The organism is Acinetobacter sp. YH12144, from assembly GCF_013418345.1.
GTDB lineage: Bacteria > Pseudomonadota > Gammaproteobacteria > Pseudomonadales > Moraxellaceae > Acinetobacter > Acinetobacter amyesii.
In genome coordinates this window covers 17919-35212 of record NZ_VPCD01000003.1, presented here as the reverse complement: position 1 = coordinate 35212, position 17294 = coordinate 17919, and the positions used below count along the sequence as shown (strand labels likewise).

Here is a 17294-nt window from a genome sequence, read left to right as displayed (position 1 = left end):
AACAATCAAAAGCGCAATCATTATGCCCGAAAATTACCAGATGATTCGCACCTAAATCGCTTTTTCATTCATATAACGCCAATAACGACGTGGCACATACTGCACATGTAATTTCATATTACGTCGGGCTTCAATATTGACACTTCTAAAATAATCTTTCCAAAGCTGATCATATAAAACTTCATCATCATCCAGTTCGATATTGAAAGATTGACTATGGCCGGACTGTATTTGCCCATCTATGGTTGTGGCATCCATATCCACTTGATGCACCTGTTTTAAGTCATAGTAAATGCCATAGTTGCGTTTTTCATCGTAAATCAGCCAACGTTGATCTTGATAGCGTGCCTTAAAATGCCGCTCAATCAAAGGCAACACATTAAAATCAGGTGAGACTAAACTAATAAACAAACCATCCTGACATTTTTTAAAACGTACAAAAGCTTCCATACGATGCTTTTCACGTCCCACTTGCTTCGCCCATTGACTCAGACCCAAGACGTCTGCATGACCATAATTCTTTGACACATCTCGCTGCTGCTGAAACACATACACTGCAAAATTAAAGCAATGCTGAAAAGCCTGCTGCTGCTCGGATAAAAATGCATAATAAAACTGTTTCAACGCACGATCAGATGCTTTGAGTTTTAAACCCTGCCATACCCGCTGTGCATGTTCATCATGACTTGCTACATCAATGACATCGGCGAAAAGACCCGCCTGTACTTGCCCATCCGTACAAATCTGTACATCAAATTGCTTAAATTGAAAGGCCCGAAAAATACAGCTTAGCAATCCTGTCATCGTGCCATCAAAGACATAAATACTCACGACAGTATCCTAAAATCCTAAGTTCAATTGAGGTGAAATCTGCTGAGTATATTTCGACTGACCACTTTGCAAGATCTGCTGACGTATTTGATGTGGCTGTTGATCTCGAATAAATTTGGGTGAATCTTCACAGCGTATAAAATGTTGTGCTCTATTGTAGGAAATACCCATACGTTTTAATTGGTCGATATGGATTTTCCCAAAACGTCGTGCTTGAACAATTTTTTTAGCAGAACGCACACCAATACCTGGCACTCGCAAGATCATCTGATATTCAGCACGGTTGATATCCACGGGAAAATGCTCTGGATGACGCAGTGCCCAAGCTAATTTAGGGTCTATATCCAATTCTAAATTTGGATGCTCTTCATCGACCAGCTCCGTCGCTTCAAAACCATAAAAACGCATCAACCAGTCACTTTGATACAACCGATTTTCTCGTAATAACGGTGGCGCAGAACCCACAGCTGGCAGCGCACGCACCTCTTCATTTATTGGAATATAACCCGAGTAATACACACGCTTTAGCTTAAACTCTTTGTAATGACGGTCTGCCATCAGTATCACATCACGGTCAGACTCTTGATGTGCGCCCACCACCATTTGCGTCGTTTGTCCTGCGGGTACAAATTTAGGTACAGTGCGTATTATTTTTCGTTCATCTTTGAATTGAATCAAACGATCTCGGACGATACCTAAGTCCTTTTGAACTTCGACATGGCTTTTTTCAGGTGCAAATTTTTTTAAACCATCTTCTGTCGGCATTTCCAAATTAATGCTCATACGGTCTACATATAAACCTGCTTCGGTAATGATTTCCTGAGATGCCCCCGGAATAGTCTTCAGATGAATATAACCATTAAAATTTTCTTCTAAACGCAGCTTTTTCACCACTTGCAACATGCGCTCCATGGTGTAATCTGCTGATTTAAAAATCCCCGAACTTAAAAATAGCCCCTCAATATAGTTCCGACGATAAAAGTTCATGGTCAAATCGACCACTTCCTGTACCGTAAATGCTGCGCGCTTTACATCGTTACTCCGACGGGATACACAATATGCACAGTCAAAAATACAGACATTGGAAAATAGAATTTTTAACAATGATACGCAGCGGCCATCTTCGGTATAGCTATGGCAAATACCGTTTCCAGTGTTACCCAGACCTTTGTCTTTATTTTGGCGCTTGCTACCACTCGAAGAACATGAGACATCATATTTGGCAGCATCGGCTAAAATTTGCAGTTTTTCACGGATACGTTCAGACATAGGAGAGTTTTAAAACTTAAAATGATCAGAGCATTAATTTTAATAGGATCAACCTCAAAAGTCGGGTCATACATCATCAATACGACATGAGGTGTCGCTTAATTTTAAGCACAGCATTGGTGCAGGCTCCAGGCCATTTCGATATGAAATAACGAATATTATTTGCTTAATTTCACTCGCTTGGGCAAAGTAATTAGAGTGATTGGAGTATGCACATGACTTTAGTAGAAAAACTTGGCATCAAACACCCTATATTTCTTGCCCCGATGGCAGGTGTTTCTACACCTGAGCTTGCTGCAGAGGTGTCAAATCAAGGTGGACTTGGTTCACTGGGTTTAGGTGCAAGCAGTGTTGAGAATGCACGTCAGCAAATATTACAAACTCAAGAACTTACTGACCAACCTTTTCAGGTGAATTTCTTTTGTCATGACACTGTAGAACTCGATGAACAAGTTGCTGCTAAATGGATCATGCAATTTAAGTCACGCTTTGCCCAATATAATGCAGAAGCTCCAGAAGCACTCAACTGTATTTATCCAAGCTTTAAAGACAATGACCAGTTTCTAAACCTCGTACTAGAAACGCGCCCTAAAGCGGTGAGTTTTCATTTTGGGATTCCGCACCCACATCAAATCCAAGCCTTAAAACAAGCGGGTATTTTGACCCTAGTTTCTGCAACCAATTTAGCAGAAGCCAAATTGATCGAAGCTGCAGGTATTGATATCGTGATCGCTCAAGGTATTGAAGCTGGTGGTCACCGCGGTATTTTTAATGAAAACTTCGATAGCAGCGTTAAGACTCGTGACTTGGTTCAGCTCTTGAAACGCCATATTCAATGTCCAGTCGTTGCGGCTGGTGGCATTATGAATGGACATCAAGCCTATCAAATCATGGAGTTGGGAGCAGATGCTGTTCAACTAGGAACTGCTTTTGTGCAATGCAAAACATCAAATGCCAATGAGGCATATCGCAAAGCACTATTTGATGCGCCCATCACGCAGATTACATCAAGTATTTCAGGCCGCCCTGCGCGTGGCATTATCAATAACTGGCACACCGATATTGACACACCGACTCGCCCGACCGTTCCGGCTTACCCATATAGCTATGATTTAGGCAAACAATTACATGCAGCAGCCAGCAAGCATGGCGTACATGAATATAGCGCATTTTGGGCGGGAACCAATGTCTCTCAAATACGTGAATTGGAAGCACCCGACTTGATCAATCAATTGGTTTTAGAAATGCGCTTTAACTAAGACCTCGCTCAACGTGACATTCAAGCAGAAATGCCTAATAAAAAGCCCTCAATATTGAGGGCTTTTTATGTGTAATTTAGGCTGTCATCGATGCACAATTTAATAATTGCTTCAGATCATTTGAATCAAGTTAGTTAAATCTATTTCAAATAAATACAGCTAATTTTAATCGACCTACTTTGCATCAAATTGCACAGATCTATTTCGTATGGCTTTAAGTTACTTGGTTTCAAGCAAATTGACATGATCAACTTGAACATCACTCATGATCTGACCATGATCGAGTAAGTGGTTAAAATAGTTCTCGACGACTTTATATTGATCTGCTGTAGATTCAACTTTATACATATTTTGTCGGAACTCATTACTAGAGCGTAAACCTTTGGTGTACCAAGCAATATGTTTACGTGAAATTCGACAACCTGAATATTCACCATAAAAACCATATAACTCAGACAAATGTCCGAGCAATACGTCACGAACTTCCATAATACTTGGTGCCGCCATATGCTCACCTGTCGTTAGGTAATGTCCAATTTCACGGAATATCCATGGGCGACCTTGAGCTGCACGGCCAATCATGACTGCATCGGCACCAGTATAATCCAGTACATATTTGGCTTTTTCAGGTGTATCAATATCACCATTGGCAATCACAGGAATATTGATCAACGATTTCACATCTTTAATTAAGCTATAACGCGCCGTATTCAAATACATATCTTCACGTGTACGACCATGAAGTGCCAATGCGGCAATGCCAGCTTCTTCAGCACGTTTCGCAACGCGCATAATGTTTTCATGACCATTGAGATAGCCCAAGCGGGTTTTTAAAGTCACGGGTACATCAACTGCATCAACCACAGCATCTAAAATGCGAGCCACCAAGTCTTCATCTTTGAGCAGTGCAGAACCTGCCAACTTATTACAAACTTTCTTCGCCGGACATCCCATATTAATGTCGACAATTTGCGCACCATTTGCCACTTGATAGCGAGCGGCTTCAGCCAGTTCAGCTGGATCTGACCCTGCAATTTGAGCAGAAATAGGCGCTATTTCACCATCAAAATTGGCACGATAAAGACTCTTTTTACTCATGCGTAGCGTTTTATCTGCCGTCATCATTTCACTGACAGCATGACCTGCGCCAAAATATTTGCAAAGTGTACGAAATGGGCGATCTGTAACCCCTGCCATAGGTGCCACCCACAGTTTTCTCTCGATGGGACGATCGAACAATTCTTGAATGACAGGATGTTGACTCAATGTTTTAACCTCTAGCTATATTTAGCAAATGATGCCCGAACCACATTCGAAATCTTCGAAGCCACTTTTAACAATGCTAAATTCAAATGTATGTTCGCAAAATCTGTTGAGCGTAAAAACGTTTCATGGCAATGATTATACAATTGAATGATGACAATGAATATCAACATTGCTCAACGATTGAATTGAGGAATTTGAAGCCTCGGAATTGGACGGCAAATTTGCAATGCGATAGTTTAGTAATTCCATACAAAAATTTCTACGCTTTTGCTTAAGAGTCGTTGAAACTTATGCATCAGCCATGTAGTTAACACACTATCGATTCAACATCAGACTTTCAGCAGATCTGCCTGTACAGGTGTTACTATAGAGGGATACTGCTAAAATCATTGAAAACTTAAACCCGATAAATTCACATCTGTGAGTTGAAATTTATGAAAAAATTGAAAATTCTCTCTTTTATATTTTTCGCTACTTTTTTGACTGCCTGCCAACAACCCAATGACGAGATGGCTGCAGCTGAAAGCCAAAACGCTGATTTAACAACGGAACAAGCGACTCAACAATTTGAGCAGTCAGATGCGCAAATCAGTCAATACCTTGATGTTTTAGATGCTCCAAGTACATCGATCAAGGAAAAAACCCAAGTCTTATGTCATGACTACCCTCATGAATATAAAACTAACTACATGCCTGCCATGCTCAAACTCGCAGCCCAAGACTATACTCAAGATAAAATGTTGAATGATTTAAAGATTGCACAGGACTATTACAAAGAAAAACTCAAAATTGAATGCCCTGCTCAATAATCTCCCTTTCATCATGGCGTCACAATTGTGCGATAAATTGTTATTAAGCGAAAAGTGTGTAAGTTTCGCTGTAATAACAATGTAAAATACACTTCCCGATTTATTCGGGTTTTTCTTTTTAAAGCCTTTCAAATATTAAACGACATTTGAATGACACATATTATTTTGTAATGGATTTCAAACTATTGATTTATTTTGATAAGTTTTTCGCAAATGTTCACAATCTAGACACATAACAACTCATTTTAATTACACTTTTATCATGATTAATACATTAAGTTGTTTTTTCCAAAAAAATAGACTTAAGATTGAATCATGAAAACTTTAAACAAAGTACTTTTCGCTACACTTATCTCTGCTGCTGCTGCAACTACATTTGCTGCTGAAGAACAAAAAGTTGAAGCTGCTGCATCTGAAGCTCAAACAACTGAAGTTGCTCAAGATGCAACTGAAGCGGCTCCTGCTTCTGAAGCTGTTGCAAAATAATTGAGCAAAAATTTAAAAGCCCACAGATTGTGGGTTTTTAAATTCACAGACATTTTAGATCTGTCGCAGCTTTCAATGAATTTGATTTCAATTATTTAAAATATAAACGTTGAATTTGACGTGCCCGCCGGTTTAAACCCAATACTTTTTTTCTTTGTAAAATGTCTTCTTCACTAAATCCCAAGTGCTGGATTAATTCAGACATAGCTAAATCTGCATGTTCGATCAACACGGCATCTTGTTCAGTTGACCAAATCACGTTTGATACCTTTAATTTGTGCTGGCGTTTTAAATTTCTCATTTGCACAGTATAAAATACTTTAGACACATCAACAAAAAGCCCACCCGATGTGAGCTTTTTGCACAGACTGAGTATTCATCATCTATTGGATTGAAATATAGATTTACTGAACGATGATGTTAAAGATTTTCATCCTTCGTGATCATCACTGAGGTTAAAATTGGAACGGCAAAACAAGGTAGTAAGAGTAAGATCCAATATTCCACCATCGGTTTAGCCACAACAAAGTTAATAATGATTGCCCCCAATACCATAACTAACGCAATCAAACCCAAGAAACGACTGAAAAATTTAGCTGGCATAATAATCCCCTTAAAAAATTTATGGATTTCAGCTAGTATATACCTGCATTTTTTATAATCTGTTGAAAATGATATTGGAATATTCATCTATTTAGCTCAAAAAGCATTCTTTTTCCAATCATCCTGACAGAACTGCTTGTTTTTACACGCGTAGATCTCCATAAATAGATTGACAGTCCCCTATGAGACATATACATATTTATTCATTACTTATGTATTTTGCATAGTATACTGCACCTGCTTTGTCGCCCCCATATGGCTGAGTTTATTGGAAAATATGAACAAAACTTTTTCGACCACATTATGCTTTAAATCCCTTTCTGTACTGGCTTTATCCATTGGCTTGGCTGCCTGTGGTAATGGTTCATGGTGGAGCAAAGATGAACCCACTATGGAAGCGGAACAGATCAAAAAAGCCATTCCACCTCGCGTGAATGAACGTCTGTCATGGGCCAATGATATCTACGACATTAGTGATCAGCTCGGTATTCCAACCACGAAAGAAAATGTTTGTACGATTGTTGCTGTAGTCGATCAAGAGTCCAATTTTGTTGCCGACCCGCATGTGCCGGGACTCGGTGAAAAAGCCGTCAAAGAAGTTCAAGATCGTCTTGAAGAAAAGTTTAAAGATAAATTGGGTGATGGCATCGGTGGTACAGTCGCTGGCTATTTCCAAGATGTGTTAAAAAATCAACCGAGTCCAGAAGATAACTATCTGAGCCAAATGCGCCGTGTACAAACTGAACGTGAACTAGACGAGTTATATCGTGAAATTTTTGACTATATGTCTAAACATTATCACGTGAGTGCTTTGACGGGCGCAGCGAAACTGGTTGGACAAGATATTGGTGAAAAGCTCAACCCCATTACCACTTTGGGTTCCATGCAAGTTCATATAGGCTATGCCAAAGACCACAAACGCCAAGGTGGAAATATTGCTGCTCTACGTACTGACATGTATAGCCAATATGGCGGTTTGTATTACGGCATCCACCGTTTAATGATGTATCCAGCTGAATATGACAAACCGATTTATCGTTTTGCAGATTATAACTCGGGTCGTTATTCGAGTCGTAATGCGGCATTCCAAAGCATGTTGAATGACTTAACCCCTGCTGAGCTCGGCTTAGATGGTGACCTCTTACTTTATAATAAAGATGGTTCTCCACGTTCAGCAAAAAGCCAGTCTGAAACTGCGCTGATTGCCGTTTTTGCAGAAAACAATGTAATTGCAACTCCACGTCAAATTCGTTCAGATCTTAAAAAAGAAAAAGATCAGGACTTCGAAGATACTTTGACGTATAAAGCGGTCAAAAAGTTGTACCAAGAAAAGACTGGTAAAGAACCGTTTTATGCCATGATGCCTGAAGTCGTAATTTCTGGGCCGAAATTAAGCCGTGATTACAATACAAATTGGTTTGCCACACGAGTCGATGGACGTTATCAAATATGCATGCGCCGCATCAAAAACCTAAAACTCTAGCCTTATTCGATTTTGACGGAACCCTGTGTAATAAAGACAGTTTTACAGGGTTCATCTTCTATTCCCTGCCTAAAAGGCATATCGTGCGCCAAGGGATTAAAATTCTCCCTTGGATTCAAGGCTATTATCTCAAGCTATATCCTGCACATGCAATGCGTCCTCGCCTATATGCCGCAATGTTTAGCCAAGCCAACCATGAGCAGGTTTTAAATCAAGCAGCGCAATATGCTGAACATTTGATGGCAGAACTCAATCCTTCACTGTATGAACAATTACAGCAACACCAAAAACGCGGTCATGAAGTCGTATTGGTTTCTGCATCCGTCGATTTATATCTTAAACCTGTGGCGGAAAAGCTCGGGGTCAAACTGATTTGTACCGAAACAGCAGCCAATGACCAAATACTGACTGGTTTGTATCAAACCTTAGACTGTAGTGGTGAGCAAAAGAAAATTCGAGTTTTGGAACAATTTAACCTTCAAGACTATGAGCATGTTTATGCCTATGGAAATAGTGATGAAGACCTCGCTATGTTTGAATTGGCCACCCACCATTTCATGAATGGGCAGGATAAGTGCCTACCTGAACTCGACTAAAGTTGAGTGATTTAGTTTGGTTTATTAATCAAAGTTAACAATCACAAACTTAAATTTAAGTCGCTCTAATATATGATTAAATTTTGAAAATTCTGCTTTTATTTTGACTTTATAGTGTGCTATTTTTCTCATTAATTAGAAATAATGCGGTCAAATATTAAAAGCGGGAAAAGAATATGAATCAATTCAATCCACCGAAATATGTCAAAGGCCTCCATATTAAATTTGGCGAAAATCCATTTGTTCTCCTTGCTCAATTTGCCTTCTCAGCCACTCGCCAGATGTGGACGAAAGAAGAAATTGAATTGGTCATTCGTATGGCTAAAAAAGGAAATTATATGAATTTGATTAAGATCCTCAAATTACATATCAAAAAGTAAAATAGATATTTCCCCCAAAGTTAATATGAAAAAAGCCATGTAAATGCATGGCTTTTTTGATCCAGTAACTCAAGCGTAGCTTTTATTACTTTTTAAATGGAAACGCATATTTCACAATACGTTTGATAACACTGCCGTACTGTTTCACCAAGCTTGCGTTATTATAGTTCAAACCATATTTTTCACATACCGCCTGTACTTTTGGCGCCATTTTACGATAACGACGCGCAGGAACATCTGGGTATAAATGGTGTTCGATCTGATGGCTTAAATGCCCTGTCAAAATGTGAAATGCTTCTGAACCAGTAAGGTTTGAAGAACCACGGATTTGACGCATGTACCAATGTCCACGGCTTTCATTTTCAAGTACTTTTTTCGGGAAAACTTCAACATCTTTGGTGAAGTGACCACAGAAAATAATACTAAACGTCCAAATATTACGAAGACCATTCGCAACGAGGTTCCCTGTGAGCACAGGTAATGCTGCAGGCCCTGCAATAAGCGGGAAGAACACATAGTCTTTAAATAATTGCTTGCCGATTTTGGCTTGCATTGGTTTCCATTCTTCTTTGGTTTGCTGTTTTGTTTTACGACCTTTGAAGTATTTACCCAATTCAAGGTTTTGAATGGCAACACCCCATTGGAACAATAAGCAAAATGGAATACTATAAATCGGTTGTAATAAATAGCCCGGCTTCCAACGCTGTTCTGGGAACAAACGAACGAGACCATAACCAATGTCATCATCCATGCCTTTAATATTGGTATAGGTATGATGTTTAAAATTATGTGTTTGGCGCCAGTTATCTGCTGTCCCCACGATATCCCATTCATAGGTCTGACCATTGAATTTAGGGTCATTCATCCAGTCATATTGACCGTGCATGACATTATGACCCAATTCCATGTTTTCCATGATTTTGGCAAAACCTAAAAGACCTGTACCCAAAATCCACGCTGGCGGAAACCAGCCTGCAAACAATAAAGCACGACCCGCCATAGATGAATAACGAACTGTCGAATACACTCGGCGAATGTATTTCGCGTCTTTTTCACCTAAGTCATCTAAAACTTCTTGCTTAATGGCATCAAGCTCACGCGCAAGTTCGTCTAATTGCGATTGGGTTAACTCACGGTTTTTTGGATTTTTAAAATATTCAATTTTTACAGGCATGTTCATATTTTTTCTACCTTATAAATCAATAACAAGATCTGACTGTGCTGAGTTCACACAAATTTTGAGTAAATTACCCGGCTCTGTATTTTGGCTACCATTGACCATATTTTTAGTCGAACCTTCAACTTTGTTGCAGGCACATTTATTACAAATGCCCATACGGCAACCGTGATTAGGTTTGATATTTTGCTGCTCAAGACTTGCTAGAATTGATTGGCCTTTTGGAATACTGACGGTTTTATTGGATTGCGTAAGCGTGACATTCACAAAGCCAATATCATCCGTTGCGATTGGACTCATGCTAAATGCTTCACTCATAAAGCACTGTGCATGATCAAATAACGCTTCGGCCTGAGTGACGAAACCCGATGGACCACATGCAAACACAGTACTGTGCTCAATGTTGTCAAATTGAGCAGCGTGAGAGGCATTTAATCGTGGATCAGCAACATCTTCTTGGGTAAAGAAAATTTGAAATTTAAAGTTTGGATATTGATTTGCCAAAGCTTCGAAGCGTAATTTGAATGCAGCATCATCGTGATACTTAACCCAATACATTAACTGAATTGGTTGCTCCGCAATTTGCTTAGTTTTGCTCATCCCTTTCAACAAACTCAACATTGGCGTAATACCACTACCCGCAGCCAATAGTAGCAAGGGTGTAGAATTTGACACCAAAGTCATATCACCAAAAGGCTGACCAAATTCTAAGATGTCACCAACTTGTGCTTGTTCTACCAGCCAAGTACTCACAATACCCGTATTCACTTTTTTTACGCTAAGCAATACGTGTTGATCATCTAACTGAGTCAAACTATAAGTACGTTCGTAACGGATCCCATTTACACGAGCAAAAACAGGATGATGCTGACCAGCTTCACCCATTTTAAACAAACGGTTCACCTGTATAGTTAGGCTGACCATCTCATTTGCTGCATTTTCTTTTTGTACAATTTTGCCGAGAGCCTGATTACCAGACCATAACGGATTAAATTTCTGCAACCAGAAATTTACCGCATTGACGTCTACAACACTGTCTTTGAGTGCGTTTAAAGGCTTTTTCGCTTTTTCGAGTACATGCATAATCAAATACAACTCATGGGAGGTTTTTAATTATTATACATATGTATATATATTTGTATATACGCTTGTGCATTTAATCGACATTTTCACAAAAGCTATTAGCAGACGCTATAATATGTTAATGTTTTTAATCTATTAAAAAATATGACTCAGTCTGCACAGACGAATATGGTTAACATGTACCAGGAAGAATTACATTCTGAAGCTGAAACTCCACTTACAGTTCGCACTGTAGGTCGTAAAGCAACGATTACCAAGGAAGAACTGTTTCAGGCAGCGCTTAATTTAATTGGTCCACAAAAAAGTATTTCATCACTGAGTTTGCGTGAAGTTGCACGTGAAGCTGGCATTGCTCCAAATAGTTTTTATCGTCATTTCAAAGATATTGATGAATTAGCCATTGAATTGATTGATCGAGCTGGCGGTGTGTTACGTCAAATTTTGCATGAAGCACGCCTTCAGGCATCACGCCAAAGCAGTATTATTCGTAGTTCAGTTGAAGTATTTATTCAGCAGCTAGATGCCGATGAAGGCAACTTAAGCCTTTTACTTCGTGAAGGCTATACTGGTTCGCATTCCTATAAAAATGCAGTTGAGCGTCAACTTAACTATTTCCAACAAGAATTAAGAGAAGATTTAATCGTCCTAGAACGTTTAAATCAGAGTAAGTTGGCTCATCCTGACATCGTGGCACGTGGTATTACCCAATTGGTGTTTAACATGGGTGCAAAAGTCATTGATCTACCGACAGAACAACGCAAAGAAGTTGCCGAACAAACCATGATTATGATTCGTATGATCCTGGAAGGCGCTCGCCATTTAGATGAAGCACAGATTCGCTAAAAATTAGCGGTCAAAAAAAGGAGACGTTCAGGTCTCCTTTTTTATGAGCAAAATTTATTTTTCTAATGCTGTAAGTACTGCATGACGTGTAGCGCTGTCTGTTTCGGCTGCTCAAGTGGAAACATGTGCCCACCTTCAACTACACTATAATCTATACCATAGGTTTTCTTCATTCCGTCAGGCAAACCTTGTTTATAAAAATGGCTGTTATCTGCCGTGATCAGGTGTACAGGCATTTGAGGGGCTTTTCGTGGAGTACGCCACCACCATGCAGGCACTGTACGGAAGATTTGCGCTTCCACGGCTTTTGGAATGCTGAGGGTCACGCCACCGCGTTTTTCATCAGCGCGAACACCTTGTGCAAAATAATCCTCAAAACATTGCGGATCAAAACTTTTAAATAAACGATTATTCCGTAGTGCCGTATAGGCTTCATCCAAATTTGGCCAATGGTCATTACGCTTCAATGTAATTGCCGCCGGGGTAAGTTTATCGACAGCTTTGAGCTTTAATTTTTGCATACCTTCAAAAATGGCAGACTTAGGACCGATTACGAAAGGTGGATCCATAATAATCAGTTGTGAAAACAAATCTGGACGTTTATAAGCCGCCATAAGGGTGACTAAAGAGCCAAAAGAATGCCCAAGCCCAATCACTTTTTGTTTTGGAAATTGGTGCTCGATATCTGCTATGACTTGATCGACCAAATATCGCCAATCTTTGGTGATCGGATAGCGCTCATCCATACCAATAAGCGGAATCACCTTCACATCAAATTGCGGTGCAAAGTAGGATAAAAACTTTCGATAACTTGCAGCAGGAATACCATTGGCATGGGTAAAATGGATCGCGCTTTTCATCTAAAACTCATCCAATCAACTGATGATGCCACATCATAAAGAGATCAATACGATTTAAACAGGACTCAATGAGTTTATCTAGATGACCTCAAAGTCAGTTTGCAGATTATTTTTGTGAACCGACCATTGATTGATTCGGTAAAAATGTTGCGCCACAAGTTGTTTTATCTCCAGCAACCACAACACCTCGCCCCTTTACCGTTGTACTTTGATCTGCCGCGATCGCAGCCACAGTCGAATTACATTTCGGGCAATAATGTTTCATGCCGTTTAAATGCACCGCAATACCATTAATCACAAATGAAGGTTCACATTCTGAAACCACACCACCGTGTGACGTTTTACTACCTAAAGTAATTAAGGATTTCATATTTTTATTTTCTTCTAACGAACCGCTGAAATTTGAAGCATTTTAACGGAACTGCCCTCAACTCGCCAGCATCGACGTATAAATTTAACCAAACCAAAACTTTACTTAACTAAATCATCAAAACACGACATTAAGACAGTTCGTGATCAATCATTTAAGTATGATGCTATCGCTATATGTCCGAATACATTTAATAATTTCACTTTCATAATTCAATCGACACCAACAACGACAGTTTATGTCGCGATGCCGATTCTTTTACTAATCAAAGCATGTATATTGGGTCTAGCAATGAGCATGAAGCATAGCGCCCTATTTTACAATTTCAGTATTTAACTGAGCTTCGAATCAGAACAAGGTGTGTTTCTACACCATGATTAACTTTAGATCGTTCATAGATTGAACACATTATTCAAAACCATTTTTAGAAAATTTTAGATTCGATAAATAGCACCATTTCATTTTATAGCGCCGATAAATAAAGCATAACCATTCTATTTTCAGGAGGTTTTATGATTTTAATAAATGACTTTGATTTAACTCAACCGCAAAAAGTCATCGTGTTAGACCATACACTGGATGAAACAACCCTGTTAACTGAAGTACTCGCTTTGTGTAAGACCGCAGACCCAGAGCTCATCGTGGCGGAAAGCAAAGAGGCTGATTTAGTCTTACGTTTATTACCTGAAATACATGCTTATTGTGGTGCCATTGCCTTAAAACAGCCGCTATGCATTGACATCAACTTTGATTTACTTACTGCTCATTATGCAACACGCAGCCAAGCAGACCGATGTACGATCCAAATTCAGTTAGCAAAAAATCATCCGGACTTTACCAAGCTCGAAGCCATATTTTATATGTTGGATGAACTAGAAGATTTTGATCAAGCTGTAGAATTACTGAAAAATAGTTACTTTTTTTATGCCGATGTCGACAATTTAGATTAAAAAAATAATACAAAACTAAGATTTAGCTTAAATCTGTCGTGATTAATTTTACAGTTATAATTTTAGCCATAAAAAAAAGCACCCGAAGGTGCTTTTTTAAGATTCTTAACTTATGGCTTAACCACTACCATAATTTGAATCGCTTCTGGTGTAACCGCTAGACCATCAAGCAGTGTTAAACCTTCTTTTTGCAGTTTTTGTAAACGTGCAATTTCGTCTTCACGAATACTTGGGTTGAACTGCTTCAAATAAGTCAAACGGTCAATTTCATACTGCCATTTGCTACCATAGATTTCTTTGGCTTGTTGTTTAAAGCCCGGTAATGCACCACGAGCAATTTCAAGCGCTTGCGTATAACGCTGTTCAATGACATCACGACGCGCCTTAACCACTTGGCGGCAACTGTTGCCATCAAGATGATGTAAATAAGGACGTAAAATTTCAGGTGCAATTTTTTGCGATAAATCCTGACCTTTTTCGCTCAGTAATACACGAACCAACTGTTGTGGCAAACTTGACGGCAAATTCAATGCTTTCGGTGCAACGACATCGACTTTAAACCACACTTCCATTAACACAGAACCTTGCGGTAAAGCGGCCGATTTCAATACAGCAACGTTGGTACTACCAAAGCCTTGCGTATTAATCATTTCCATCACACTTTCAGTGAATGGATGCTCAAGTGTTAAATATTGAGCATCTTCACGGATCTGTGCTTGGTCACGATAGAACGTCGCCGTCATACCTTCTTCGTCCAAAGTCAGACCTTGAACTTGCATTTGATCCGTTGGCTTGATGATCACGGTACCATTACTTTGCTCATCAAAATCAATGTTTGTAGACGCCATAAAGCGTTTCATAAACATTGGCAAAGTCGTGTTGTCATCATAATCTTCAAGTGCAGTCACAATTTCTTGTGCCACGATTGGACGGCAAGAGTTGTATTCAAGTAAACGGTCACGACCTTCTTGAAGTTCAGCTTCAAGCGCTTCACGTTGCACACTTACGGCTTCGAGCAGATCTTCAAACTCTTGGCCTTTATCTGCCAACAAACAATCTTTCAGATTGACGATGAAGTTTTCTTGTAAGGTTTGCGCAGTCGGCGAGATATTACAGAAAATATTTAATGCTTCGTTATACCAACGGAACATACGCTCTTGCGCAGTGCCAACCAGATAAGGCACATGAATTTGAATACGATTTTCTTGACCAATACGGTCTAAACGACCAATACGTTGTTCAAGTACGTCTGGGTTTGCAGGCAAGTCAAACAAAACTAAGTCCGATGCAAACTGGAAGTTACGACCTTCAGAACCAATTTCTGAACATAGTAAAATTTGCGCACCGTATGACTCTTCCGCAAAATAAGCTGCTGCTTGGTCACGCTCTAATAGGCTCATGCCTTCATGGAACATCGCTGTGCGAATACCCGCATGCAAACGAAGTACATTTTCTAAAGACTCAACCACTGGACCACTGCGTGCAATCAATAACACTTTTTTGTGTTTCAGGTCTGTACGCAGACGTTCCATCAACCACATCACACGTGGGTCAGTTTCCATCCATGAGCCATCAAGCTGCGCTTCTTCAGGCCACATTTGTTCACGTAGCTTGCCATCTTTAGACCAGTTTTCAGGTGCAGGTAATGGCGCAGGCTGACAGTCACGACCTGGGAAGCCTTGAATCGCTTCACGGGTATTACGGAATAAAATACGACCAGTACCATGACGGTCTAATAACTCATGAATAGCACGGAATCGTTGTTCTGGCTCGTCAGTAATTCGATGACCTAATAGGCTTTCAATCGCTGCCAAATGCCCTTCTTCGAGTGGCAGATCAGACATCAGCACTTCAGCAATTTTAGCTGTTTGGTGATACTGCTCCTCTTCATCCAAGAAACGATCAAGTGAACTAAAACGTTGTGGATCAAGTAAACGTAAACGTGCAAAGTGACTTTCCACACCTAATTGTTCAGGCGTTGCGGTTAGTAACAAGACACCCGGCGTTTTTTCAGCAAGTTCTTCAACAAGGTCATAACGGTCATTGCCGCCTTCTTCTTCTGACCACATTAAATGATGGGCTTCATCGACTACAAGCAAATCAAAACCAGCTTCAAGGGCTTGTTCACGCAAGTCATCATGGTCGATCATCAAATCGACACTGGCAATGATGCATTGTTCAGTTAAAAATGGGTTGAGGTCTGGATCGTGCTCTTTAATCGATGCTGTACGTGTCAGATCAAATAATGAGAACTCAAGATTGAAACGACGACGCATTTCAATCATCCATTGATATTGCAATGAATCAGGTACTAAGACCAAGATACGTTCTGAACGACCAGTTTTAAGCTGCTGATGAATAATCAGACCAGCTTCAATCGTTTTACCCAAACCCACTTCGTCAGCAAGTAATACACGTGGAGCAAAACGTTTACCCACTTCATGCGCAATATACAGTTGGTGTGGAATGAGACCCACACGTGAACCCACTAAGCCACGTAAAGGGCTAGACTTCATATTGGCTTGAAGAAGCAGTGCTTCGATACGCAGGTCATACCATTCTTTATAGTCCACTTGGCTTGCAAGTAAACGATCTAATGGTTTTGCTAACTGAATACTTGCACCAATACGTGTTTCATTCAGTGCTTTACGCTCTTCTGTGCCATCGGCAAGTTTACGTACCGCGTTATAACGAACCACGCCACCACGGTCTTCAAGCGATTCGACAATCCAAATTTGACCTTCTTGGTCTTGGACTTCGTCATTTACATTGAAAACAATACGAGATAAAGGCGCATTGTGACGGGCATAGACACGAGTTTCATCACTTTTTGGGAATAAAATGCTGACCGATCGCTCATCAACATCAATAAGAACACCTAAACCCAGTTCCGTTTCTGTATCTGATAACCAACGTTGACCAATAGCAAACTGCTGCAATTTTTCCACCTTTTTCTCAAGTTCGGTCTGAAAATATTATGCTCAAACTGTGAACGTTATTTGAGCAAAAATCTAGACCATAAAGCAATA

At 39.8% G+C, this 17294-nt stretch carries 18 protein-coding genes; 8 read left to right on the top strand and 10 right to left on the bottom strand.

Annotation, left to right across the window (positions count from 1 at the left end):
* Window positions 1-51: 51 nt before the first annotated feature.
* Window positions 52-831: a TIGR03915 family putative DNA repair protein gene (locus FTU79_RS02935; RefSeq protein ID WP_168377650.1), complete on the bottom strand. Its 780-nt coding sequence runs from the start codon at window positions 829-831 to the stop codon at window positions 52-54.
* 9 nt (window positions 832-840) lie between these two features.
* On the bottom strand, window positions 841-2100 hold the full coding sequence (locus tag FTU79_RS02930) for a putative DNA modification/repair radical SAM protein (protein WP_180048888.1): 1260 nt from the start codon (window positions 2098-2100) through the stop codon (window positions 841-843).
* Between the two features lie 215 nt (window positions 2101-2315).
* Between FTU79_RS02930 and FTU79_RS02925 the strand changes: the two genes are divergently transcribed.
* Window positions 2316-3359: a nitronate monooxygenase family protein gene (locus FTU79_RS02925; RefSeq protein WP_180048887.1), complete on the top strand. Its 1044-nt coding sequence runs from the start codon at window positions 2316-2318 to the stop codon at window positions 3357-3359.
* Window positions 3360-3578: 219 nt separating this feature from the next.
* Here the strand turns inward: FTU79_RS02925 and dusB are convergent, their stop codons facing one another.
* Window positions 3579-4598: a tRNA dihydrouridine synthase DusB gene (gene dusB, locus FTU79_RS02920; RefSeq protein ID WP_257224246.1), complete on the bottom strand. Its 1020-nt coding sequence runs from the start codon at window positions 4596-4598 to the stop codon at window positions 3579-3581.
* A 536-nt stretch (window positions 4599-5134) separates the two neighbouring features.
* On the opposite strand from dusB, the gene FTU79_RS02915 reads away from it, so the two are divergent.
* Both FTU79_RS02915 and FTU79_RS02910 read left to right on the top strand, forming a co-directional pair.
* Complete coding sequence (locus FTU79_RS02915) at window positions 5135-5434, top strand: hypothetical protein (RefSeq protein WP_257224240.1); 300 nt, start codon at window positions 5135-5137, stop codon at window positions 5432-5434.
* Window positions 5435-5749: 315 nt separating this feature from the next.
* Entirely contained in the window at window positions 5750-5920 is a 171-nt protein-coding gene (locus FTU79_RS02910; RefSeq protein WP_171262568.1) for a hypothetical protein, read from the top strand.
* Between the two features lie 91 nt (window positions 5921-6011).
* On the opposite strand, the gene FTU79_RS02905 is transcribed toward FTU79_RS02910, so the two are convergent.
* Together FTU79_RS02905 and FTU79_RS02900 are read right to left on the bottom strand one after the other, a co-directional pair.
* A complete protein-coding gene (locus tag FTU79_RS02905; protein WP_373683444.1) occupies window positions 6012-6179 on the bottom strand; it encodes an acyl-CoA thioesterase in 168 nt (55 codons plus the stop codon).
* A 161-nt stretch (window positions 6180-6340) separates the two neighbouring features.
* Complete coding sequence (locus tag FTU79_RS02900; RefSeq protein WP_168377709.1) at window positions 6341-6523, bottom strand: hypothetical protein; 183 nt, start codon at window positions 6521-6523, stop codon at window positions 6341-6343.
* A 277-nt stretch (window positions 6524-6800) separates the two neighbouring features.
* Here FTU79_RS02900 and FTU79_RS02895 point away from each other — a divergent pair, with 277 nt between their 5' ends.
* The 3 genes from FTU79_RS02895 (at window position 6801) to FTU79_RS02885 (ending at window position 8982) form a co-directional block, all read left to right on the top strand.
* Window positions 6801-8006, top strand: coding sequence for a DUF1615 family protein (locus FTU79_RS02895; RefSeq protein WP_180048884.1), 1206 nt, complete (start codon window positions 6801-6803; stop codon window positions 8004-8006).
* A complete protein-coding gene (locus FTU79_RS02890) occupies window positions 7973-8602 on the top strand; it encodes an HAD-IB family hydrolase (RefSeq protein WP_180048883.1) in 630 nt (209 codons plus the stop codon). Before FTU79_RS02895 ends, FTU79_RS02890 begins: the two co-directional genes overlap by 34 nt.
* A 176-nt stretch (window positions 8603-8778) precedes the next feature.
* Window positions 8779-8982: a hypothetical protein gene (locus FTU79_RS02885; protein ID WP_078188800.1), complete on the top strand. Its 204-nt coding sequence runs from the start codon at window positions 8779-8781 to the stop codon at window positions 8980-8982.
* An 85-nt stretch (window positions 8983-9067) separates the two neighbouring features.
* Here FTU79_RS02885 and FTU79_RS02880 read toward each other — a convergent pair whose 3' ends face one another.
* Window positions 9068-10162 carry an acyl-CoA desaturase gene (locus FTU79_RS02880; RefSeq protein WP_180040084.1) on the bottom strand — a complete coding sequence of 365 codons (1095 nt, stop codon included), beginning with the start codon at window positions 10160-10162 and terminating at the stop codon, window positions 9068-9070.
* Between the two features lie 12 nt (window positions 10163-10174).
* Entirely contained in the window at window positions 10175-11242 is a 1068-nt protein-coding gene (locus FTU79_RS02875; protein ID WP_180048882.1) for a ferredoxin reductase, read from the bottom strand.
* Between the two features lie 168 nt (window positions 11243-11410).
* On the opposite strand from FTU79_RS02875, the gene fabR reads away from it, so the two are divergent.
* Complete coding sequence (gene fabR, locus FTU79_RS02870; RefSeq protein ID WP_373684140.1) at window positions 11411-12085, top strand: HTH-type transcriptional repressor FabR; 675 nt, start codon at window positions 11411-11413, stop codon at window positions 12083-12085.
* 62 nt (window positions 12086-12147) lie between these two features.
* Here fabR and FTU79_RS02865 read toward each other — a convergent pair whose 3' ends face one another.
* Window positions 12148-12945: an alpha/beta fold hydrolase gene (locus FTU79_RS02865; RefSeq protein WP_180048880.1), complete on the bottom strand. Its 798-nt coding sequence runs from the start codon at window positions 12943-12945 to the stop codon at window positions 12148-12150.
* A gap of 106 nt (window positions 12946-13051) precedes the next feature.
* A complete protein-coding gene (locus FTU79_RS02860; protein WP_078193592.1) occupies window positions 13052-13315 on the bottom strand; it encodes a PAAR domain-containing protein in 264 nt (87 codons plus the stop codon).
* A 512-nt stretch (window positions 13316-13827) separates the two neighbouring features.
* Here FTU79_RS02860 and FTU79_RS02855 point away from each other — a divergent pair.
* The gene (locus FTU79_RS02855; RefSeq protein ID WP_180048879.1) at window positions 13828-14265 is read left to right on the top strand and encodes a hypothetical protein; all 438 of its coding nucleotides are present in this window, start codon (window positions 13828-13830) and stop codon (window positions 14263-14265) included.
* Between the two features lie 110 nt (window positions 14266-14375).
* Here FTU79_RS02855 and rapA read toward each other — a convergent pair whose 3' ends face one another.
* The gene (gene rapA / locus FTU79_RS02850; protein ID WP_180023849.1) at window positions 14376-17213 is read right to left on the bottom strand and encodes an RNA polymerase-associated protein RapA; all 2838 of its coding nucleotides are present in this window, start codon (window positions 17211-17213) and stop codon (window positions 14376-14378) included.
* Between the last annotated feature and the right edge of the window lie 81 nt (window positions 17214-17294).